This window comes from Salinibacterium sp. AL4.1 (genome assembly GCF_059767305.1).
The window spans coordinates 1,810,215-1,831,950 of sequence record NZ_JBSOQK010000001.1; the positions used below are offsets into that span (position 1 = coordinate 1,810,215).

The window sequence follows — 21,736 nt, forward strand, 5'->3', positions numbered from 1 at the left end:
GCTCACTGCACGTCCGCGGCACCCTCAACCAACGAGATAAACCGACTCAACGTCGCCACCCCCTCCGCGGTCTGCGGCAGCGAGTCGAGCAGCGCCGGCGAGTAGACGAGGTACGCCGCCCACTGAGCGCGCGAGATGGAGACGTTGAGGCGGTTGCGGGAGAGCAGGAAGTCGAGACCGCGGGGCACATCGTCGGCGCTCGAGGCGGCGAGGCTCACGATCGAGATGACTGCCTCTCGGCCCTGGAACTTGTCGACCGTGCCCACAACGACGCGCGAATAGCCCGCAGCATCGAGACGGCCGCGGATGAGCTCCACCTGCGCGTTGTACGGCGTCACCACGATGATGCTGTCCTCATCGAGCGGCTTCGGGGTGCCGCCGGCCTGCGAAGTCCAGAGGGCTCCGAGGTGCTCGCGCACCAGCTCCACCACGCGGTCGGCTTCCTCGCTCGCGAACGTCGAGTTGTCGACATGAGCGGTCGGCACCGAGTGCAGGCCAGGGGCGACGCCGGCGAGCATCCGCCCCTCCGTTGACGCGTGCGAGCGCAGCAGGCCGTCATACGAGAGCTGCGAGACGGGGCGCGTGACAGCCTCATCCATGCGGCGACTCTCCTCCAGGAAGTAGCCGAAGTCATCCGGAAGTACCGCCAGCTCGCCAATCACATGACCCAGCGCCGAACCATCAACCGGCGCCGGATGGATGCCCTGGCTCACCTGCGGAAGCTGCTGCGGGTCGCCGAGCAGCAAGATGCGTTTCGCGCTCGCCGCCACCCCGATCGTGTTCGCGAGCGAAAACTGGCCCGCCTCATCAATCACGAGAAGGTCGAGCTGGTCGGCCTGCACGCGCTTGCGGTTTGTCATGTCCCACGCCGTGCCGCCGATGACATAGCCCGAATTCTCGTGCTCGAGCGCGAAACCAGCGTGACCGTTGTAGGGCAGCTCGCTGAAGGGGCCCTCGGTGTAATAGCCCGGCCCGAACTCTCCCGGCACCGCCTTCGCCACCAGCTCCGGGTTGAGGTTCGCGTCGAGCACGACCGCATCGAGAACGTTCTCGACCACCTTGTGCGACTGCGCGGTGATGCCCACCTTCCAGTGGTGTCTCTCGACAAGTTCGTGGATGACATGGGCCGCGAGATACGTCTTGCCCGTGCCGGGAGGGCCCTGCACGGCGAGATAGCCACTCTCTCGGGAGACCAGCGAGGCGATGACGGCGCGTACACCGTCATCCGCGCTCTTCATCGGTTCGAGGGCACTCACCGTGGCGGGAGCTTTGTGCAGGAGAAGATCAGACATCGCGTCGTCGGGCCACTCGGGAGCGGCCGCAACGACCGTCTCGCCCCAGGCTTCGATCGCGGCGACGATGCTGTCGGCGCGCGGGGGCGGCCCGGGCGTGATGTGGGTGGGCATCTCATCCCACGCCGGGAGCTCGTCGGGGCGGGTTTCGATCACGAAGATGCCGTCGGCATCCTCGGCGGGGTCAGAGAAACGCACGGAGCGGGCAAGACGCTGCCCGGCGCGATGGCCCGGCGGCACATACGGAAGCGGGTTGCCGTAGACGAGAAACACGTCGCCGCCCGGCCGCGGCGCACTGCTGCCCGGCGCCCATTGGCCGCGCAGATACAGGTGCCGACGCTCGGTGCGTTGGCGTCCCTCTTTATGCCAACCGAGAGTGAGCATTGCGCTGTCGACCACGAAGATTCCGCGAGTGTCTTCCCACAGTTCGGAAGGCTGCTCGAGGCGGTCGTAGTGCTCCCACCAAAAACTCTTGACCTCACGGCGGTGATAATCGATGGCGGCAGCGGCCATCCGGTAGGCGCTCGCGGCAGTGTCATCGCCATGTTCCTCGGCGTCGTCACCGAGGGCTTGCAGTTGAAGATCGAGCGCGCTGGGTTCGAAAGCCTTCACATCGAGCTCGGTCTCGTCGACGTCGCCCGTCACGCCCTGCACTTCGGGCAGGGCCCGCAGCCAATCGCGCAGCTTGAGCGTCGACACGCAGTCGTACTCGTTGTAGCGGGCGATCGCATCCCGAATCTCGGTCGCTCGCTTCACATCGCCGTTGGTGGCCGCGACGCTCGACTCCACGTACTCGCCAATCGAATCGGCCGCGTTCGTCACCCCGGCGCGTTCCTCGTCGCCCATATAGAGCGGCTCGAGCTTCTTAATCGAATACGACGGCGTTCCGATGCGCAGCGCGCCCCGCACGATCGGGTACAGGTCAACCAGCACCCCCTCGCGCAGCAGCTGGTCGACAACATCCTCACCCTCGCCATGTCGCGCGGCAATGCTCAGCAGATGCGTCTTCTCATAGGCGGCGTAGTGATAAATGTGGAGTCCCGGATGCTGCTGCCGCCGCTCCGTGACGAACTTCAGGAATGACCGCAGTGCGATTCGTTCCTCGTCGAGGGAGTGCGCCCAGAGGCAGTCGAAGTCGCCCGCGGCATCCACCCAACCGAAGAGGTAGTCGAGGCCCCATCGCGGTGTTCCGCCGATACCGGGTTCCGAATACATCGGGTCGCCCTCGAAGTCGAAGAAGAGGTCGCCGGGGTTGGGCGCGGGCAGGCTCGCGATCGGCAGGGGATCGACCACCACGACGGGCGGTTTCGCGTAGCTGTCAGCCGGATTGACCGTGTGCTGCAGTTTGGCCTGAAGGTGAAGCTTCGCGAAACTCGCCTTCGGGATCGCGAGGTCGTCGGGACGCTCCTCGGTTTCGGCGAGGTCTGTGAGGGTGCGGATGCCCGCCGCCAGGAACTTCGTGCGCTGCCCGGCCCGCAATCCCGCGACGGTAAACAGGTCATCGGCAGCCTGCGATGGTTCCTTGCAGAACTTGCAGCGGCCATCCCGCGCATAGCGTTCGTCGTGCCAGTCGACCGGCTTCGCTTCGGCGCGATGCTCGGCGATGATCGCGTGCATGCGAGCGCGACGGCGCCGAAACACGGGGGCGATATCGGCCACAGCAGCGAGTTCGGAGGTGTCATTGCCGAGGATCAACTCGACGGTGCCATCGGCGGGAACGCCAAGCTTCAGGAGTTGCTCGTGATACGCCGCCAGTTGAAGAAGCGCGGTGACGCGCACGTGGCGCGAGAGCTTCGAGTCGACCACCCGATAGCTGCCGTCGGGCTGCTTGACGAGGAAGTCGGCGTAGCCGATGAACGGGGACTCGGGGTCGGTTTCGTCGAAGAACACGCCTTGAAAAACGACGGGCGCGCCGGCCAGTAGAGCGTCGCGCGTGCGTGCCGCGTAGTCGCGCAGCACCGCAGCATCCCGCCCCGGAGGCTTATCGAACTCGACCATCGCGTCGCCGAACTCGTCGCGATAGCGATCCCGCAGCCGGGCCTCGTGAGCGTTGCCGAGCTCGGCCGCCCGCATGAGCATCGCATCGTCATCGGGCAGCGGATCGGTCGAGAACCCCAACCGCTTATCGAGCACGCGCAGAAAGCCGAACTCGCAGTTCGAGGCTTGGGTCAGATCGCTGGCGCTCGTGACGAGAGCGGTATCGGAGAGAAGGTACATGTCTCAATCAGAATATGGCTGGCCGGAGACATCCGATTAGTGGTCGGCAGTCAAAAGTCCGCAATCAGCGGTTGGTATTCGGTCCGCAGTCAACGATGAGCGGATGCTTCACGCTATCGCGGATCATCCCCAGCGCCCGAGAAACCCTGACCCCAATGTCGGGGGTTGTCTCTAGCGTGAGAACTACGTTCAAGAGTTGCGACCACACAGTACCTGGCTGGCCGCACGGCAACCCGATCCATCGAGCGGGTGCCCCAGGGGAAGAACGGGCGGCTCGTGTTCTCGAGCCGCAAGCTCGACGGATAGGAGCATCCCATGCCCGACAACTTTGACACCTCGAATGACCCGCACAACAAGCACAGCCCGAACACCCCCGACGATCTTGCCGCTCTAGGCGTCTACAAGATCCCCGCCTCAGCGACCTGGGCCGCCATCGCCGCCGGTCTTCTCGCTCGCCTCGACGCACTGCAGCCCGGCCACCTCATCGAACTCGGCTTCACGGTCGACTACCGAGAGGTCGCCTGGGTCACCGTGTACCGCTCCGAGTCCGACGTCATTACTGCGAGCGGACCCTTCGGCCCCTACGAATCGAACGACCGCTCGATGTGGAGCTGGGATCCGGTCGACGAAGGCGAACAGCCCGCGCGGAACAGCCTGATCTCGCACACCTTAATCGGCTTCCTCAAGACCCTCGACGGCATCCCGGAGAACCAAGAGCCGGTCAACTTCAACGGGGCGGCACACTTTCGGATGGCTGCTCCGAACAGCGGATTCGTGAATCGCGAATCACAATGGGACAACTATCGTGAGCACCGCACCAGTGCCCAAATTGACCATCTGCTTCACTACGGGCACGCCATTCCGCTGGGGAGGGGCCACACGCAGAAGTACGTCGAAGACAACTTCCCCGGCTGGAGCTGGAGCGCTCTGCTCAGTGTTTTCAAGGCTGCCGACATCTTTTTGGGCCGTGCCGGTTCGCCTCCGCGCTGCCACCCGACGGTCAAAGCGATCCATTTCACGGATGCTCGATCGTGGCAGGTCGAATGGCTCAGCGGCGAGATCACCCGATCCGCTTAACCACCACTCGCTCGATGGTCGAAATTCTCAGAACTTCACCCCATAGGGTGTAGCAATGACGGGAATCACCGCCCCACGGTCAAAGCATTTTTCTGCGCTCGCCCCGGAGCGTGAGCCGCGACTGGCGTTCCCCTCCCGCGGCAGTTCGCTGATCGGCCCCGTCGATGCTCCCGGCTTGCACGTGATGAGCTACAACATTCGGCGGCGCCTGCCGAAGCTTTTGCCGCGCAACCCCGACCTGTGGCGGCACCGCCAGCCGCTGATGAGACGGTTGCTGACGGCCGAACAACCGGCGCTCATCGGCGTGCAAGAAGCACTCTTTAGCCAGAAGCAGTTTCTGCAGCAGGCGCTGGGGGAGCGGTACCGCGCGCTCGGTCATGGCCGCGAAAAGAACTCGGGCGGCGAAGGCTGCCCCATTTTTTACGACTCCCAGCGGCTCGAGATGGTCGAGTGGCGGCAGTCCGCGCTCTCCGAGACTCCGACCGTGGCGGGATCGGTGTCGTGGGGCAATCGCACCCCGCGCGTTGTTATCGAAGCGATTTTTCGTGACCTCGCTACCGGCATCTACTTTCAGGCCGTGAACACGCACCTTGACCATCGCTCGCGCACGTCGCGCCTTCGCTCCGCTGACGCGTTGCGAAATATCGTGCAGGCGACACCGCATCCGACCATCATGACCGGCGACTTCAACACGGATGCTGACACTCATCCCTATGCCGAGCTCACGGGTAATGGGCTGCTGCTCGACACCTGGAACACAGCAGAAGAACGCCTCACTCAGGTGTGGGGCACGTTCCCCAACTACGGCCCACCCAAGCACAATCGCAAACGGATCGACTGGATTCTGGCCACACCGGGAGTCATCACCGAGAGCACCGGCATCAACGTCACGCGGTACGAAGGCGGCTGGCCGTCAGATCATGCGCCCGTGCAAGCCGTGGTGCGTTTCGCTGAGCCTAGCTAGAGCGGGCTGAGGGAGAGCGCCCGAGCTAGAACGGTTCCCGATGCACCGGGCCGCAGGCGATCGCTCGTCTAGAGCATCCCCACAAACGATTTACGAACTCGATCACGATTCACCTAATCTGGGCGAGTGAATCTGATCTTCCGCACCATTCTGCACCGCATCCTCAGCACACGTCGTTCGCCGCTCGGCATCACCGACGTCGGCAGCATGACGATGCGGGTGCTTCCCACGGATGTTGATCTGCTGCGCCACATGAACAACGGCCGCTACTTCTCCATCATGGATATCGGTCGCATGGACCTGCTGATCCGTGCCGGCGGCTGGCAAAAGCTCGAGCGCAAGGGCTACTACCCGGTCATGGCAAACGAAACGATTAGCTTTCGCAAGTCGCTCGATCTGTGGAAAGAATTTCAGCTTGAGAGCCGTGTCGTCGGCTACGACGAGAAGGCCGTCTTTGTCGAACAACGCTTCGTGGTCGACGGCCAAATTTATGCCCAGGCCATGACCCGCGCCCGGTTCCTCAAGCGCGGCGGCGGTACCGTCAGCGTCGCCGAACTTCTGGAAACTATCGGATGGGATGCCCCCGCGCCCGTCATGCCCGACTGGGTTCAGGAGTGGGCCGACCATGTTGCGCTGCCCGTCAGTCGCGCCGAAGCGCCGAGCATCTGGGAGTAAGCGCCTCCAATTTTTCTCAGCAGCCCCCGCACTGAGCCGCACAGCCGGCCACAGTACGGGGGCTGTGCTGGTTTTCGGCCGACGCTAAAACAGCAAGCGCTTGCGGTGACGGTCACGTTTTACGATTTGTGAGAGCGCTCTCTTGACATTCGTGAGAGCGCTCTCTTAGACTCAATCCGCAATCGTGAGAGCGCTCTCATTCCTGATGAGGGACCTCTTTCGGCACCAATATCCCTCATTCACAAGGAAGTGACCGTGAAAACTCAACGACGCACCAAGATGGTTGCAGCCGTCGCCGGCGCAGCATCCATCGCCCTTCTCGCCACGGGTTGTTCAGCAGCAGGAGATGGCGGCGACAGCGATGGCCCCATCACCCTCACCGTGACCACCTTCGGCACGATGGGCCTCGACGAGCTGTACGCAGCGTACGAAGCCGAGAACCCCAACATCACCATCAAGGCAACGAACATCGACACCGGTGGAAACGCGTTGACCGACTGGAAGACCAAGCAGGCAGCAGGCGCCGGTCTCGCCGACGTTCAGGCCGTTGAAGAAGGATGGCTCGGCCAGGTCATGCAGGTCTCCGACACGTTCGTTGACCTCCGCGAATACGGCGCCGACGACATCAAGGACCGCTGGGTCGACTGGAAGCTCGCTCAGGGCACCGACGCTGACGGCCGCATCATCGGCTACGGAACCGACATCGGACCGGAAGGCCTCTGCTACAACGGAGACCTCCTCGAAGCCGCTGGCATGCCCTCCGACCGCGACGCCGTAGCCGAGCTCTTCGGTGGCGACGACGCAACATGGGATGAATTCTTCCAGGTGGGCAAGGACTACAACGACGCCACCGGCGCAGCCTTCTATGACCACTCCGGCTTCGTGTGGAACGCCATGGTCAACCAGCTCGATGAGGGTTACTACACCGCAGGTGGAGAGCTCGACATCGAAGGCAACGCTGACCTCAAGAGCCAGTGGGACAAGCTCGCCGATGGCGCAGCATCTGGTCTCTCGGCACAGCAGAGCGCGTGGGACTGGGGCGGGGGAAAGGCCTTCACTGATGGCTCTTTCGCTACGTTCATGTGCCCCGGCTGGATGCTCGGAGTCGTCAAGGGACAGGTTGAAGCAGCAGGCGGAGACGCCGACAGCGGCTGGGACTTCGCCGACGTCTTCCCCGGCGGAGCAGCTAACTGGGGCGGCGCCTTCTTGACCGTTCCCACGCAGTCAGAGCACCCCGAGGAGGCAGCAAAGCTTGCCGCCTACCTCACCTCGGCTGAGTCCGAAGTTGCCGCCTTCCAAGCTGCAGGAACCTTCCCCAGCGTTGTTGCTGCACAGACTGACGACGGTGTGACCGGCGGCAGCGAGCTCAGCACGTTCTTCAACGATGCTCCCATCGGCACGATCCTCGGATCGCGTGCAGAGGGTGTCAAGGCTCAGTTCAAGGGCCCGAACGACGCCGTTGTTCAGGAGCAGGTCTTCGGTCCTGCAACTAAGGAACTCGACTCGGGTGTTGACGGCGACACCGCGTGGAACAACGCGCTTGAGGTTCTGAAGAACCTCGACCTCAACTAATCACCTAGAAGCAACTGAGGCCCCCGGCGTCCCCTCTGCCGGGGGCCTCATTTCTTGAAAGCGACTCCCCACATGACGACCATGACGAGCCCTCCCCGGCCAGATGCTGGTACGGCGAAGAAACGTTCTGAGGCCTACAAGGCCCAGCTCACCAGACGGCAGCGTCTTAGTCGTCTCGATGTGAAAGCATCCCCCTACCTCTACATCGCCCCCTTCTTCCTGCTCTTTGCGCTGATCGGGCTCTTCCCGCTGGTCTACACGTTCGTGGTGTCCCTCAACGACTGGGACATCCTCAGCGGCCCCGGCGAATGGATCGGCTTCGACAACTACGTCGCCGAACTCAATGACCCCTACTTCTGGAACTCGCTCTTCAACACGATGAGCATCTTCCTGCTGAGCGCGATCCCGCAGCTCGTTGCCGCAGTTTTCATTGCGGCAGTGCTCGACCAGAACCTGCGCGCGAAGACGTTCTGGCGCATGAGTATCCTCATCCCGTACATCGTGACCCCGGTAGCGGTTGCGATCATCTTCTCGAGTGCTTTCGGCGAGAAGTACGGCCTCATCAACAACATCCTGACCTCGTTCAATATTGAGCCCGTGATGTGGAAGAGCGAAGTGTTCGCGAGCCACTTCGCGATCGCCTCGATGGTCAACTGGCGCTGGACCGGGTACAACGCCCTCATCCTTCTCGCTGCCATGCAGGCTGTTCCCCGCGACATTTACGAATCGGCAGCCCTAGACGGAGCGGGCGCTGTGCGTCGCTTCTTCTCGATGACGTTGCCGAGCATCCGCCCCACCATGATCTTCGTGATCATCACGGCAACGATCGGTGGCCTGCAGATCTTCACCGAACCGAAGCTCTTCAACCCCACCAGCGCCAACCTGGGCGGCGCTCATCGCGAATACCAAACCACGGTGCTCTACCTGTGGGATATGGCTTTCAACCGCGGTGACTTCGGTAAGGCCTCCGCCATTGCGTGGCTGCTGTTCATCATCATCGTCGGCTTCGGGCTGCTGAACTTTGCGATCTCTCGCAAGATCGCCTCGACCGAAGTGAAGGTCATCTCCAAGCGTCGCGCTAAGAAACTTGCGAAATACCGCGCCACCAGCGCGGCGAACACCCCCGCCAATGCCAGCACCGGTGCACCGGCGGCAACCGTCGCAGACGAGGAGAAGCGCTCATGAGTACCACGAGCCCCACACGTGCCCCGAAAGAGACGACGGATGCGCGCACGCAAGTGAAGGAGAACCGCCGCGGCCGCACCCGAGCCCGTGGTCTCGCCGAACGCCCCGGTTTCTTGGTTTACGGCATCCTGATGGCTCTCTTCCTGGGCGGTTCATACCCGCTCTGGTGGTCATATGTTGTTGGTTCGAGTGACAACACCGCGATCACTGAAACCTGGCCGCCACTGCTGCCCGGTGGTCAGTTCTGGATCAACGTGAGCGAAGTGCTTTCGACGGTTCCGTTCTGGCAGTCGCTGCTGAACAGCATCATTGTGTCGACGACGATCACCATTTCGGTTGTTTTCTTCTCTACGCTCGCCGGCTACGCCTTCGCCAAGCTGCGCTTCAAGGGCCGCGAAGGGCTCATGATTTTCGTGATCGCGACGCTCGCTGTTCCGACCCAGCTGGGCATCATCCCGCAGTTCATGCTCATGAAAGAGCTCGGCTGGACCGGTACCCTCGGCGCCGTCATCGTGCCGACGCTAGTCACCGCCTTCGGGGTGTTCTTCATGCGCCAATATCTGGTGGATGTCATTCCCGACGAGCTGATTGAAGCAGCCCGTGTCGACGGGGCGAACATGTTCCGCACGTTCTGGAGCGTCGGCATCCCGGCCGCGCGCCCGGCCATGGCGATCCTCGGTCTCTTCACGTTCATGACCGCGTGGACCGACTACCTGTGGCCGCTGCTCGTGGCGCCCCAGAACCCCACTTTGCAGGTCGCGCTCAGTCAACTGCAGAGCGCTAAATACGTCGACTACTCAGTCGTACTTTCGGGCGCGGTACTGGCAACACTGCCACTGCTGATCGTCTTCATTCTCGCGGGGCGTCAACTCGTCTCGGGCATCATGGCAGGAGCAGTAAAAGGCTAATGAATTCACTCAGCACCACCACCTGGCCGAAGGGCTTCCTGTGGGGTTCCGCTACCGCGGCTGCCCAAATTGAGGGAGCAGCCCACGAGGGCGGCAAAGAAGACTCCATTTGGGATCACTACGCTCGCCAGCCACTCGCCGTCGCCAACGGTGACACCCCCGAAGTTGCGGTTGACCACTACCACCGCATGACCGACGACGTTCAGCTCATGAAAGAACTGGGCCTCGACTCGTACCGCTTTTCCACGAGCTGGGCACGCGTCGTTCCCGGTGACCGCACCCCGAACGCTGAGGGGCTCGACTTCTACAGCCGTCTTGTTGACTCGCTGCTCGAGGCCGGCATCCTGCCGTGGCTCACGCTGTACCACTGGGATCTCCCGCAGGCTCTTCAAGAGAAGGGCGGATGGGCTAACCGCGACACCGCGTACCGTTTCGCCGACTACGCCGAGGCTGTCTACAACGCCCTCGGGGATCGCGTCAGTCACTGGACGACCTTCAACGAGCCGCTCTGCTCCTCGCTGATCGGCTACATTGCCGGCGAGCACGCTCCCGGCCTCACCGACCCCAACCAGGGTCTCGCGGCGTTGCACCACCAGCACCTCGCGCACGGCCTCGCCGCTCAGCGTCTGCGTAAACTTGCCGCAGCCCAAGGCCGCGAGATCGAGCTCGGCATCACGCTCAACCTCACCAACGCCGTGCCGAACGACCCGAGCGATCCCGTCGACATCGACGCTGCTCGCCGCATCGATGGCATCTGGAACCGCATGTTCCTTGAGCCCCTCGTGCTCGGCGCCTACCCGGCCGACGTGATCGAAGACATGCGCGACTACGACTTCGAACAGTATGTGCAGGATGGTGACCTCGGAATCATCGCCGCCCCCATCGATTTCTTGGGCGTCAATCACTACCACGACGACAACGTGAGCGGTCATCCCGCTCCCGCCGATGCGGCACCCGGACTTCGGCCCACCACTAAGCCCGGTCGCTCTATGTTCGTCGGTAGTGAGTTTGTGACGATGCCCCCGCGTGACCTCCCTCGCACCGCGATGGATTGGGAGGTCAACCCGAGCGGTTTGCACCACCTCCTTGTTCGTTTGGGCCAGGAATACCCCATGCTGCCGCCGCTGTACGTCACCGAAAACGGTGCCTCGTATGACGACACCCGCGTGGGCGATTCCATCGACGACACCGAGCGAGCCAGCTACATCGCCCAACACATTCAGGCCGTGGCGGATGCCATTGCTGACGGTGCCGATGTGCGCGGCTACTTCGTGTGGTCGCTTCTCGACAACTACGAATGGGCGTGGGGCTACAACAAGCGTTTCGGCATCGTTTACGTTGACTACGAGACGCAGGAACGCATCCCGAAGCAGAGCGCCCAGCAGTATGCCGCCCACATCGCTGCCACGAAAGCGGCGGTCTGATCGCTACTCTTAGAGAAACGATCAGGTAGAGAGCGAGCTTGTGAGCGATAACGGGCGCAGCGGTTCAATGCCGACACTAGAGATGGTGGCGGCAGAGGCGGGCGTTTCGCGCGCCACCGTTTCGCGCGTGGTCAATCATTCTCCCAAGGTGAGTCCGGATGTCGCGGCAGTCGTTCAGGCCGCGATTGAGCACCTGAACTATGTGCCCAATCGCGCTGCCCGTTCGCTTGTGAGCCGGCGCACGCAAGCCATCGCGATGGTGGTTCCGGAATCGGCAGCCAAGGTCTTCGACGACCCCTTCTTCGCTGCGGTTGTGCAGGGCGTTGCGCAGTATCTCGAAGACACTGATTACACGCTCAACATGATCATCGAGTCGAGTTCGGCGTCGCACAAAACTCGTCGTTATCTTCTGGGTGGCAACGTGGATGGCGCGCTGGTCGTCTCGCACCACACCGGCGACCACTCCTACTCCGAGCTCAGCCGCAACCTTCCCGTCGTGTTTGGTGGGCGCCCGCTCAGCGACGTTGACGGCGACAACTATTACGTGGATGTCGACAACTTCACGGGAGCCTGCTCTGCCGTTGAGCACTTGGTGGCATCCGGTCGCACGCGTCTCGCAACGATCGCGGGACCGCAAGACATGCCCCCGGGTGTCGACCGCCTGTCGGCTTTTCACACCACTCTGTCGAAGCACGGACTCACGAGTGACCTTGTAGAGACGGGCGACTTCTCGCCGCCTTCGGGGGCCGAGGCGATGCGCCGCCTCCTTGCGCGTGGCGAACCCATCGATGGCATTTTTGCCGCCAACGACCAGATGGCGATTGGCGCGTACTCGGCCATTCGCGAAGCTGGCTTATCGGTGCCGGCCGATATTGCCGTCGTCGGCTTCGATGATGACAACTACGGGAGCACTGCGACTCCGCCGCTCACGACTGTGCGCCAGCCCTCCATCGAGATGGGGCGCTGCATGGCCGAAAAGATTGTGGCGCTGATTGAAAAGCGTGCCGTCGACACCGTGACGACGCTGAACACCGAGCTCGTCATCCGCGATTCGGCGTAGGCGGCAGCAGCGCCGCAACACCTGCGTCAGCAGCAGCAGCAAGGCCAGCGCTAGCAGCGGCTAGTCGACGGCGAACGACTGCACGACCTGCTCGAGCACGTCGCGGCATGCCACGATGGCGGGCCGGCTAACGCTCGACTCGCGCACTGACGTGAACACGGTGCGGCGCGGCAGGCCTGGCATGGGGCGCAAATCGACGGTCGCGAGGCGGGTTCCCCAGACGAGTCCCGGCAAGATTGCGGTGGCGTGGCCCGATTCCACGAGGCGGATGTGCGCCTGCAGGTCGGCGGTTTCGAAGCGCACATCGGGCTCGATGCCTGCGAGGCGGCACTGCTGTTCTGCCCAGTGGCGGGAGGCGGTGCCGCGGGGTTCCATCACCCAGGGACTGGAGGCGGCATCCGCCAAGCTTGTAATGCCGCTGTCGGCGGGCACGGCAAGAGAGAGCTTGTCGGCGTAGAGCGGAATCATGTCAAGGTCAGGATGCCGGGGTGCGGCATGGCCGGGGTACTGTTCGGCGATCACGAGGTCGAACTCGCGGGTCCACGTTTCGAAAAGAGCACTTTCGGGTTCTCGCTGGGTCATCTTGATCCGCAGTTGCGGGTGCTCAGTGGCGATGATGCTGAGCGCTTGCGGAATGATGCCGAGGGCAGCCGACTGAAAGACGGCGATGCGCAGGGTGCCCCGCACTTCGGTGAGGGAGGAGTGGAGCTCTGCCTCCATCAGTTCAAGACGTTCAAGCAGCGCAACGGTGTGCTCGACGAGCAGCTCTGCCTCGGGCGTGAGTTGCACGCGGCGACCCGCTTTGATGAGCAGAGGAACCCGCGCTTCTTCCTCTAAAAGAGCCAGCTGTTGAGAGACGGCGGAGGGCGTATAGCTCAGCGCACTGGCCACCGCAGCGATGGTTCCGCGAAGCTTGAGTTCTCGCAAAAGTCGCAGTCGGCGAACGTCGAGCATTTCTCCTCCAATAGTTAATTTATTCTAACTGAAACTGTGCGATTTCCGTCGCTTTTGCTAAAGGCACCAGCGGGCGCACACTGAGAGTTCCAGCCAATACCCCGTTCGGAGGCCTATTCTCGTGAGCATGTCAACGACTGCCGACAACCTCAGTGTTTCGCACCAGCACATCGCGGATCAGACGATCAGCACCGTTCGCCGGTGGCTGGCCGAAAGTGAAGAGTTTCCTGCCGACGCGAGTGCCACGCGCCTCGCCGGCGTGCTGAAGGATCCGAACGGTCTCGAGTTCACTCTTGGGTTCATCGACACCGTCGTGCGCCCCGAAGACGTGCGCGTTGCCGGGCGCAACCTTGAGCGCCTCACCCACATCATTCCGGCCTTCCTGCCGTGGTACCTCCGCTTTGCGATTCTGGTCGGCGGTGGCTTCGCCCCGCTCCTGCCCTGGATCATCGTGCCTATCGCCCGCCGCGTTCTCCGTCAGATGGTCGGACACCTCATCATCGACGCGACTCCCGCCAAGCTCGATAAGGCGCTCACTCACTTGCGTCGTGAAGGCGTGAACCTCAACCTCAACCTCCTTGGTGAAGCTGTTCTCGGTGACGACGAGGCCGATAACCGTCTCGCCGGAACTCGTGCGCTCCTGAACCGGGATGACGTTGACTACGTTTCCATCAAGGTGTCGTCGGTCGTTTCCCAACTTTCCATGTGGGCCTTCGATGAGACCGTCGACCGTGTTGTCGACCGCCTCACCCCGCTCTACCTGCTCGCGCTGCGCTCGCCGCAGAAGAAGTTCATCAACCTCGACATGGAAGAGTTCAAAGACCTCGACCTCACCATCGCGGTCTTTGAGAAGCTTCTCGACCAGCCAGAACTGCTCGAGCTGGAAGCCGGCATTGTGCTTCAGGCCTACCTGCCGGATGCCCTCACCGCGCTGCAAGAACTGACGCGCTGGTCGACGGCGCGTCGCGCTCGCGGCGGTGCCGGCATCAAGGTGCGCGTTGTTAAGGGCGCCAACCTCGCGATGGAACACGTTGATGCTGTGACCCACCACTGGCCAATGGCCACCTGGGGGACCAAGCAAGACAGCGACACTCACTACAAGCGCGTGCTCGACTGGGCATTCACTCCCGAGCACATCGATGCTGTTCGCATTGGTGTTGCCGGCCACAACTTGTTCGACATCGCTTTCGCATGGCACCTCGCTCAAGAGCGAGGCGTGACTGAGGGCATCGAGTTCGAAATGCTGCTCGGAATGGCTACGGGCCAGGCCGAAGCGGTGCGAAAGGATGTCGGCAGCCTGCTGCTGTACACGCCCGTCGTTCAGCCGACCGAGTTCGATTCGGCCATCAGCTATCTCGTGCGTCGCCTCGAAGAGAATGCCAGCACCGAGAACTTCATGTCTGGGCTTTTCGAACTCTCCAGCAACGAACACATTTTTGTTCGGGAGCAAGACCGTTTCTTGGCATCGCTCGCGAACCTCGATGTGCCGGCTCAGATCACCAACCGCGTTCAGGACCGTTCCACGCCTGCTGCGATCATCGGCGACCGTCCCTTCAACAACGTGCCCGACACCGATCCCGCTATCGGCGAAAACCGTACCTGGGGTCGCGCTATCTTGGCTCGCAGCGCAGAGTCGCAGCTCGGCGTCGACTCGATCACGGCGGGCGCCGTTACGTCTCATGAGCAGATGTGGAAGATCATCGCGAGCACCGCAGTTGCCGGTCGCAACTGGGGCGGAATGCCCGCCGCTGACCGTGCCGCGATTCTGCACCGCGCTGGTGATTCGTTGGAAAGCTCGCGTGCGCGCCTGATCGAAATCATGGCCAACGAAGCGGGCAAGACGATCGCCGAGGGTGATGTTGAAGTCAGTGAGGCAATTGATTTCGCTCACTATTACGCCGAGCGTGCGCTCGACCTCGACACGATCGAAGACGCCACGTTCGTGCCCTCCGGGCTCATCGTCGTTACTCCGCCGTGGAACTTCCCCGTCGCTATTCCGGCCGGCAGTGTGCTTTCAGCCCTCGCCGCGGGTAGCGGTGTCATTATCAAGCCCGCAAAGCTCTCGCAGCGCAGCGCTGCAGTCATGATCGAAGCGCTCTGGGAAGCAGGAGTGCCACGCGAGGTTCTCCAGCTCGTTGATCTCAAAGATCGCGAAATTGGCCGCACGCTGATTGCCGACCCCGCCGTTGATCGCGTCATCCTGACCGGCGCGTGGGAGACCGCGGAGATGTTCCGTTCGTGGCGTAATGACCTGCCGATTTTGGCGGAGACCAGCGGTAAGAACGCGATCATCGTGACCCCGAGCGCAGACCTCGACCTCGCCGTCGCCGACGTCACGAAGAGCGCCTTTGGGCACGCCGGCCAGAAGTGCTCGGCTGCCTCTCTTGTGATCCTCGTCGGATCGGTCGGAACGAGCGAGCGCTTCGAGCGCCAGCTGGTTGACTCGGTACGCACGCTGCGTGTTGGCCTGCCTCAGGACCCGCTTACGACGATGGGTCCGATTGTTGAGCCCGCTCAGGGCAAGCTGCTCGGCGCGCTCACCACTCTCGCTGCTGGCGAGACCTGGCTCGTGAAGCCACGTCAGCTTGATGACGAAGGCAAGCAGTGGACCCCCGGCGTTCGCACCGGTGTTGTTTCCGGCAGCGAGTTCCACATGACCGAATACTTCGGTCCGGTGCTCGGCATTATGCGCGCCAAGAACCTCACGGAAGCGATCGAGATGCAGAACGCCGTGGATTACGGTCTGACTGCGGGCATCCACTCGCTCGACCCCACCGAGGTAGCGCGTTGGCTTGACGAAGTTCAGGCCGGTAACGCCTACGTCAACCGTGGAATCACGGGCGCCATTGTTCGCCGCCAGCCCTTCGGTGGGTGGAAGCGTTCAGCTGTTGGCTGCCACGCCAAGGCTGGTGGACCCAACTATCTGATGACCCTCGGACAATGGAAAGCCGTCGAGCAGCCCGCCGCTCGCGACATTCAGGTTCGCGGTCTCAGCGACCAGGTCTCTGCGGTCATCAAGAAGGCGCAGTCGGGCATGGAGTTCGACGAGTTTGACCGTGTACGTCGTGCCGCCGAAAGCGACCAGCGCGCGTGGGAAACCGAATTCGGCGTCAGTCGTGATGTGTCAGCCCTCGGCGTTGAACGCAACGTGTTCCGCTACCGCCCGGTGCCTGTCACCATTCGCCTGTCCGAGGGCGAGCCGATGGGCCACCTTGTACGAATGATTGCCGGCGCCGCACGTATCGGTGCGACCGTTCACGTCAGCTCCGCTATTCCACTGCCATCGCTGCTCACCGAATCGTTTGAGTCGGCAAACGTGGGGGTTTCGGTCGCGGAGGTTCTCACTGAGTCGGATGCGCGCTGGAACGAGCGTGCGGCTCAGGGAGGGTTGAAGACCAATCGGGTGCGCCTCATCGGCGGTTCCGCTGTCGCGCTCGCGGAAGCCGTTGATGGCAACCCCGACGTCGCTGTGTGGTCGGGAGAAGTCACGACCTCGGGTCGCGTTGAACTGCTGATCTTCGTGCAGGAGCAGTCGCTTTCGATCACGGCTCACCGCTTCGGAAACCCCGACCCGGCGATGGCAGCCCTCGAGGTCTAAGTACTCTCGATAACCAGTTCACAACGGTGCGCGGGGATTCGCTTCAGCGAGTCCTCGCGCACTGTCATATCCGTCGCTTAGCCTAAGAAGATGATCCCTTCGATTGCGCTCAACGATGGCCACAGCATCCCCCAACTCGGTCTCGGTACATGGCCGCTCGGCGATGCTGAAGTCGCTGTTGTTGTTCCGACCGCCATCGAGCTCGGCTACCGCCACATCGACACGGCGGCCAAGTACGGCAACGAAGTGGGCGTGGGCGAGGGCATCCGGCGCAGCGGTATTGATCGCGATGATCTGTTCGTCACGACCAAGCTGGATGGGCAATACCAGGGCGAGGATCGCGCGATCGACGGTCTGCGGGGCAGCCTCGAACGCCTCGACCTCGAGTTCGTTGACCTGCTGCTGATTCACTGGCCGCTGCCCGACCGCGGCGAATTCCTGTCGACGTGGCGCACCTTCGAGAAGCTTCAGGCCGAGGGCTTCACTCGCTCCATCGGTGTCTCCAACTTCAAGCCAGCCCACCTTGATGTGCTGCTGGATGCTGGCGCCACCGTTCCGGCCGTCAACCAGGTCGACCTCTCGCCGACCAACGCTCGCCTCGCCGAACGGGCGTACCACGACTCCCGCGGAATCGTCACGGAAGCGTGGAGCCCCATCAAAGACATCCTCGACCAGCCTGTGCTGCTCGAGATCGCGGAAAAGCACGAGCGTTCGGCCGCTCAGGTCGCGTTGCGCTGGCACCTGCAAAACGGCATCGTCGCTATTCCGAAGTCGGCCAACCCCGAGAGGCTGGCCGACAACATTGCGATCTTCGACTTCGAACTCGACTCTCGCGACCTCGAAGCGATCGCGGCGATTGACATGCCGGGGTCAGGCGCTGACTCCGACCAGATCGGTCACTAGCGAGGCGGTTAGCTTGGCTGGTTCGCTTAGGCGGTTCGCTAGAGGGCGACGGGCGCCTCGCCGCGTACTTCGCTGCGCACCGACTCGAGCGCGCCATCCACCATGTTCACGACCGCGTGCATGCGGGGCAGGTGAACAAGATCGTGGGTGACGAGCAGCGTTGACGTGTTGCGTTCGTCGGTGAGACGCAGGATGAGTTCGATGATGCTCGCGCCGCGCTCCTGGTCGAGGGCACTGGTCGGTTCATCGACCAGCAGCACTTTCGGGTCGTTCATGAGTGCCCGCGCGATGTTGACGCGCTGGCGCTGACCGCCCGAAAGCTGATGCGGACGCTTGTGAGCCTGGTCGGCGAGACCCACGGCATCCAGCAGCTCGCGAGCGTGGGTGGAAACCTCGGCACGTTTGCCGCGGCTGTGTGGGGCGCCGAGTTCGTTCATGACGGCGAGCTGTTCCAGCGCGGTCAGCGAGGGCAACAGGTTCGACTGCTGAAACACGATGCCGATGGCGTCGCGGCGCAGTTCAGTGGCTTCGGCGGCGGACAGCTGGGCGGCATCCACGTCATCGATCATGACCTGACCGGAGTCGGGGCGGATGAGCGTGGCGGCGACAGCGAGCAGGCTCGACTTGCCAGATCCGCTCGGGCCCGTGATGCCCGTGACGGTGCCAGGGCGCGCACTGAGCGTGACGTGATCGACGGCAGTGACGCGGCCGTCACCGTCGGGGAAGGTGAGGGTGACGTTATTCAGGTGGATCATCGGGTACTCCCCAGGGCAGTGAGTGGATCGGCGGTGGTGACGGAACGCAGGGCGAAAGCGGCTCCGGCAAGACCGAGCGCAATCATGATGAGGCCTGGCAGCAGCGTGGTGAACGGGCTCAGGATGAACGGCAGTGCGTCTCCCATGAGAGCGCCGAGCAGAGCGGTAATTCCAATACCTATACCGACCCCTATCAGCAACACGATGAGAGCCTGACCGAGAGCGTCACGGATCAGCGAGGAGGTGGATGCTCCGAGCGCTTTCAGCATCGCAATGTCTGCCTTGCGCTGCATCGTCCATACGGTGAAGAACGCACCAATAACGAGGGCGGAAATGCCGAACAGCATCGCGACCATGAGCAGCAGCGAACCGATCTCCGAGCGGAACGAACTAACGGCGGTCAGCGACAGCAGAACAGAGTTGCTGAGGGTGTCGGCGTCGGCATTGATGGCATCCCAGTCGGCGTCGCCCGTAACCGCAATGGCGGTGGCGTAGGCATCCGGGTTGCCGGTCGTAGCGGAGTAACCCTGCCAGTCGTCGAGCGTCATCTGCACGACGGGCGTGTGGTTGTACCACCAGTTGCCGCTGACCTTCTCGACCGTGTAATCGGTGCCGGCGATCGTGATGGTGTCGCCGGTGGTGACGTCGAGGCCGGTGGCGGCATCCTCGGAGAGACCGACCTTGCCGTCGCCGCTCGGAGCAGTGTCGTCGAAGTCAGCGACGACGCCGAAGATGGCGATGGCGGTGCTGGACTCGGGGGATTCCGCCTTGGTCTGCGAGACACCGATGGGGTTGGCGGAGACTACGCCGTCAGCGTCAGCCCAGGTCGTGGCCTGCTTCTCGGTGACGTTCGAGTCGGAGAAGCTCGCCTCATCCGCCCCCTTGCTGCTCGGGGTGGCAAACACGAGTTGGTCGGCGGGAAGCGAAAGAACGCCAGAAATGTTCTGGGCAGCGAGCCCGCCAGTGAGGCCGCTTAGAAATCCGACGAGCAAAGTGATGAGGGCAACGACGGTGCCAATGAGCACAAATCGTCCGCGGGCAAAGCGCAGATCGCGCCACGCAACAAACATGGGGAGTCCTTTCGGCGTCGACGATTGGCGACAGTAACCAGACTGCTCTGTTTGTATCGGCGATACATCGGCCGAGAGGGTGCACTTGCGAACGCTAAGTGCGGAGCCCACAATCATCCTTTCGGTGGATAGGAGGGGTCGTGCGCGGCAGTAGGGTCGAAGAATGAGCCACACTGCGTTGACCCCTGTCTTTGTGGGGTTGCGCACCAGTTTGCACATTCTCTTTGTTGCTTTAACCGTGCTGGTTGTCGTGCGGGCTCTCGTGGAGGGCAACCCCTACACCGTGGTGGTGGTCGTGCTCGCGGTAGTGCTGCTCGCCACTTATGGTTTCGGCGGGTATTTGGCCCGGCATGCGATGAGTTCCGGGGCGAGTGCGCAGTCGGCGACCGCGTACGTGTGGGCGCTCGTGCTGTCGGCCGAGTGGCTGGCGCTGGTGTGGTTGAGCTCGGATGCCGCCTACCTCGTGTTCCCGCTGTTCTTTCTTTATCTGCACCTGTTGCCGCGCGGCTGGCGCACCCTCGCGGTGCTGGGGTCGACGTTGCTGGCCATTGCAGCCCTCGGTCTCCACAGTGAGTGGACGGTCGGCGGAGTCGTCGGACCTCTGGTCGGCGCAGGCGTCGCAATCGTGATCGGTCTCGGCTACAAATCACTCGCGGCCGAGGCGGCCGATCGCGAACTGTTGGTGAAGCAACTGCTCGAGACGCGTGACCAGCTGGCGCAGACTGAACGCGAATCCGGGGTGCTGGCGGAGCGATCGCGACTCGCGCGCGAGATTCACGACACCGTCGCGCAAGGGTTGTCGAGCATCCAGATGCTGCTGCATGCTGCCGAGCGCGCTGACCCGGATGCCGCTGGCCTCGAGCATGTGCGTCTGGCCCGCGAGACTGCCGCCGCCAACCTCGCCGACACCCGTAATTTCATTCGCGAGCTCGCCCCGGCAGCTCTTGTAGAACAGGGGATCGGTGCTGCGCTGCGCCGGCTCGCCGACACCCAATGGCAAAGCCCCGACCGCGAAGTGCGGGTGCGAGTGGCGGATGCTCTCGACCTGCCGATGCCCGTACAAACCGCGCTGTTGCGAATCGCGCAGGGAGCTATGGCGAACGTCGTGCAGCACTCCGAAGCAACGCAGGCGACCATCTCGATTGAGCGCGATCATTCGCACGTGCGGCTGACGATCGCCGACAACGGTCGCGGGTTTGACCCGGCGGTGGTTCAGGATGCTTCGGCGCGAGGGGTCTCGGATTCGTTCGGCCTCACGGCTACGCGCGAGCGAGTCGAGCAGCTCGATGGCACGCTGACCGTCGAGTCGCAGGCGGGCGAGGGCACCACGGTGACGGTCGATCTGACGGTGCTGCCGAGCGTCGTGGCGAAGGCCGCCGGCGCTGCTGGGGCTGTGACTGGCGACGTTGCTGCTTCGGCTGCCTCCGCTGCTGCCGATGCAACTGAGTCGGGGGAGCGCGCATGATTCGGGTCGCGATTGCCGACGACCATCCCGTGGTCCGCGCTGGGTTGCGCGCACTGCTGGAGCACGAAGACGACCTGACGGTGGTCGGCGAGGCTGCGACTCCGGATGAAGCGTTCGCGCTCGTGCAGTCGGTGAACCCGAGTGTGGTGCTCATGGATCTGCAGTTCGGGGCGCAGGAGACCGGGGCCGATGTCACGCGCCGCATCCGTGCTCTGGATGCTGCCCCCTACGTTTTGGTGCTGACCAACTACGACACCGATGGTGACATTCTGGGCGCGGTCGAGGCCGGCGCGAGTGGCTACTTGCTCAAGGATGCTCCGCCGCACGAGCTGATCGCGGCGGTGCGCGCGGCGGCCGCGGGGGAGAGTGCCCTGGCGCCGGTCATTGCGGGGCGGCTGCTTGATCGAATGCGGGCGCCGCAAGTGAGCCTGAGCAAGCGCGAGATCGAAGTGCTGGAGCGGGTTGCTGCCGGGATGTCGAACGCAGCGATCGCAGGAGAGATGTTCGTTTCGCAGACCACCGTGAAGTCGCACCTTGTGCACATCTTCTCGAAGCTGAACGTGTCATCGCGCACGGCTGCGGTGTCGAAAGCACGCGAACTGGGAGTGCTGCGGTAG

16 protein-coding genes and 1 riboswitch are annotated in these 21,736 nt (G+C 63.0%); of the genes, 12 read left to right on the forward strand and 4 right to left on the reverse strand.

Translation table 11 applies throughout. From position 1 onward, the window contains the following. Positions 1 to 2: 2 nt before the first annotated feature. The gene (locus tag ACWTV3_RS08760) at positions 3 to 3,509 is read right to left on the reverse strand and encodes a TM0106 family RecB-like putative nuclease (RefSeq protein WP_498477802.1); all 3,507 of its coding nucleotides are present in this window, start codon (positions 3,507 to 3,509) and stop codon (positions 3 to 5) included. Between the two features lie 187 nt (positions 3,510 to 3,696). Next, a riboswitch (SAM riboswitch) is annotated at positions 3,697 to 3,811 on the forward strand. Between the two features lie 13 nt (positions 3,812 to 3,824). On the opposite strand from ACWTV3_RS08760, the gene ACWTV3_RS08765 reads away from it, so the two are divergent. From ACWTV3_RS08765 to ACWTV3_RS08800, 8 genes are all read left to right on the forward strand, one after another. Next, complete coding sequence (locus ACWTV3_RS08765) at positions 3,825 to 4,586, forward strand: hypothetical protein (protein ID WP_498477803.1); 762 nt, start codon at positions 3,825 to 3,827, stop codon at positions 4,584 to 4,586. 55 nt (positions 4,587 to 4,641) lie between these two features. Beyond that, positions 4,642 to 5,550: an endonuclease/exonuclease/phosphatase family protein gene (locus tag ACWTV3_RS08770; RefSeq protein ID WP_498477804.1), complete on the forward strand. Its 909-nt coding sequence runs from the start codon at positions 4,642 to 4,644 to the stop codon at positions 5,548 to 5,550. A gap of 126 nt (positions 5,551 to 5,676) precedes the next feature. After that, positions 5,677 to 6,225, forward strand: a complete 549-nt coding sequence (locus tag ACWTV3_RS08775; RefSeq protein WP_498477805.1) for a thioesterase family protein — start codon at positions 5,677 to 5,679, stop codon at positions 6,223 to 6,225. Positions 6,226 to 6,480: 255 nt separating this feature from the next. Then, complete coding sequence (locus ACWTV3_RS08780; RefSeq protein WP_498477806.1) at positions 6,481 to 7,797, forward strand: ABC transporter substrate-binding protein; 1,317 nt, start codon at positions 6,481 to 6,483, stop codon at positions 7,795 to 7,797. A gap of 72 nt (positions 7,798 to 7,869) precedes the next feature. Next, positions 7,870 to 8,982, forward strand: coding sequence for a carbohydrate ABC transporter permease (locus tag ACWTV3_RS08785; protein WP_498477807.1), 1,113 nt, complete (start codon positions 7,870 to 7,872; stop codon positions 8,980 to 8,982). Then, positions 8,979 to 9,890: a carbohydrate ABC transporter permease gene (locus tag ACWTV3_RS08790; RefSeq protein WP_498477808.1), complete on the forward strand. Its 912-nt coding sequence runs from the start codon at positions 8,979 to 8,981 to the stop codon at positions 9,888 to 9,890. The genes ACWTV3_RS08785 and ACWTV3_RS08790 overlap by 4 nt, the downstream gene beginning before the upstream one ends. After that, positions 9,890 to 11,314 (forward strand): GH1 family beta-glucosidase, encoded by a 1,425-nt coding sequence (locus ACWTV3_RS08795; protein WP_498477809.1) that lies wholly within the window; start codon positions 9,890 to 9,892, stop codon positions 11,312 to 11,314. Before ACWTV3_RS08790 ends, ACWTV3_RS08795 begins: the two co-directional genes overlap by 1 nt. 67 nt (positions 11,315 to 11,381) lie before the next feature. After that, a complete protein-coding gene (locus tag ACWTV3_RS08800; protein WP_498477957.1) occupies positions 11,382 to 12,374 on the forward strand; it encodes a LacI family DNA-binding transcriptional regulator in 993 nt (330 codons plus the stop codon). A gap of 60 nt (positions 12,375 to 12,434) precedes the next feature. On the opposite strand, the gene ACWTV3_RS08805 is transcribed toward ACWTV3_RS08800, so the two are convergent. Further along, positions 12,435 to 13,328 (reverse strand): LysR substrate-binding domain-containing protein, encoded by an 894-nt coding sequence (locus ACWTV3_RS08805; RefSeq protein ID WP_498477810.1) that lies wholly within the window; start codon positions 13,326 to 13,328, stop codon positions 12,435 to 12,437. A gap of 127 nt (positions 13,329 to 13,455) precedes the next feature. Between ACWTV3_RS08805 and ACWTV3_RS08810 the strand changes: the two genes are divergently transcribed. Together ACWTV3_RS08810 and ACWTV3_RS08815 are read left to right on the forward strand one after the other, a co-directional pair. Further along, positions 13,456 to 16,926, forward strand: a complete 3,471-nt coding sequence (locus ACWTV3_RS08810; protein ID WP_498477811.1) for a bifunctional proline dehydrogenase/L-glutamate gamma-semialdehyde dehydrogenase — start codon at positions 13,456 to 13,458, stop codon at positions 16,924 to 16,926. Between the two features lie 90 nt (positions 16,927 to 17,016). Next, positions 17,017 to 17,829 carry an aldo/keto reductase gene (locus ACWTV3_RS08815; RefSeq protein ID WP_498477812.1) on the forward strand — a complete coding sequence of 271 codons (813 nt, stop codon included), beginning with the start codon at positions 17,017 to 17,019 and terminating at the stop codon, positions 17,827 to 17,829. Positions 17,830 to 17,867: 38 nt separating this feature from the next. Here ACWTV3_RS08815 and ACWTV3_RS08820 read toward each other — a convergent pair whose 3' ends face one another. Continuing rightward, positions 17,868 to 18,584, reverse strand: a complete 717-nt coding sequence (locus ACWTV3_RS08820; RefSeq protein ID WP_498477813.1) for an ABC transporter ATP-binding protein — start codon at positions 18,582 to 18,584, stop codon at positions 17,868 to 17,870. Continuing rightward, positions 18,581 to 19,654 carry an FtsX-like permease family protein gene (locus tag ACWTV3_RS08825; RefSeq protein ID WP_498477814.1) on the reverse strand — a complete coding sequence of 358 codons (1,074 nt, stop codon included), beginning with the start codon at positions 19,652 to 19,654 and terminating at the stop codon, positions 18,581 to 18,583. The genes ACWTV3_RS08820 and ACWTV3_RS08825 overlap by 4 nt, the downstream gene beginning before the upstream one ends. A gap of 163 nt (positions 19,655 to 19,817) precedes the next feature. Here ACWTV3_RS08825 and ACWTV3_RS08830 point away from each other — a divergent pair, with 163 nt between their 5' ends. Next, a complete protein-coding gene (locus ACWTV3_RS08830; RefSeq protein ID WP_498477815.1) occupies positions 19,818 to 21,119 on the forward strand; it encodes a sensor histidine kinase in 1,302 nt (433 codons plus the stop codon). Continuing rightward, positions 21,116 to 21,736 carry a response regulator transcription factor gene (locus tag ACWTV3_RS08835; RefSeq protein WP_498477816.1) on the forward strand — a complete coding sequence of 207 codons (621 nt, stop codon included), beginning with the start codon at positions 21,116 to 21,118 and terminating at the stop codon, positions 21,734 to 21,736. The genes ACWTV3_RS08830 and ACWTV3_RS08835 overlap by 4 nt, the downstream gene beginning before the upstream one ends.

Coding starts and splice junctions, on each gene's coding strand:
- ACWTV3_RS08760 (WP_498477802.1), bottom strand. CDS start 3,509: ATGTACCTTCTCTCCGATACCGCTCTCGTCACGAGCGCCAGCGATCTG.
- ACWTV3_RS08765 (WP_498477803.1), top strand. CDS start 3,825: ATGCCCGACAACTTTGACACCTCGAATGACCCGCACAACAAGCACAGC.
- ACWTV3_RS08770 (WP_498477804.1), top strand. CDS start 4,642: ATGACGGGAATCACCGCCCCACGGTCAAAGCATTTTTCTGCGCTCGCC.
- ACWTV3_RS08785 (WP_498477807.1), top strand. CDS start 7,870: ATGACGACCATGACGAGCCCTCCCCGGCCAGATGCTGGTACGGCGAAG.
- ACWTV3_RS08790 (WP_498477808.1), top strand. CDS start 8,979: ATGAGTACCACGAGCCCCACACGTGCCCCGAAAGAGACGACGGATGCG.
- ACWTV3_RS08795 (WP_498477809.1), top strand. CDS start 9,890: ATGAATTCACTCAGCACCACCACCTGGCCGAAGGGCTTCCTGTGGGGT.
- ACWTV3_RS08800 (WP_498477957.1), top strand. CDS start 11,382: ATGCCGACACTAGAGATGGTGGCGGCAGAGGCGGGCGTTTCGCGCGCC.
- ACWTV3_RS08805 (WP_498477810.1), bottom strand. CDS start 13,328: ATGCTCGACGTTCGCCGACTGCGACTTTTGCGAGAACTCAAGCTTCGC.
- ACWTV3_RS08810 (WP_498477811.1), top strand. CDS start 13,456: ATGTCAACGACTGCCGACAACCTCAGTGTTTCGCACCAGCACATCGCG.
- ACWTV3_RS08815 (WP_498477812.1), top strand. CDS start 17,017: ATGATCCCTTCGATTGCGCTCAACGATGGCCACAGCATCCCCCAACTC.
- ACWTV3_RS08820 (WP_498477813.1), bottom strand. CDS start 18,584: ATGATCCACCTGAATAACGTCACCCTCACCTTCCCCGACGGTGACGGC.
- ACWTV3_RS08825 (WP_498477814.1), bottom strand. CDS start 19,654: ATGTTTGTTGCGTGGCGCGATCTGCGCTTTGCCCGCGGACGATTTGTG.
- ACWTV3_RS08830 (WP_498477815.1), top strand. CDS start 19,818: ATGAGCCACACTGCGTTGACCCCTGTCTTTGTGGGGTTGCGCACCAGT.
- ACWTV3_RS08835 (WP_498477816.1), top strand. CDS start 21,116: ATGATTCGGGTCGCGATTGCCGACGACCATCCCGTGGTCCGCGCTGGG.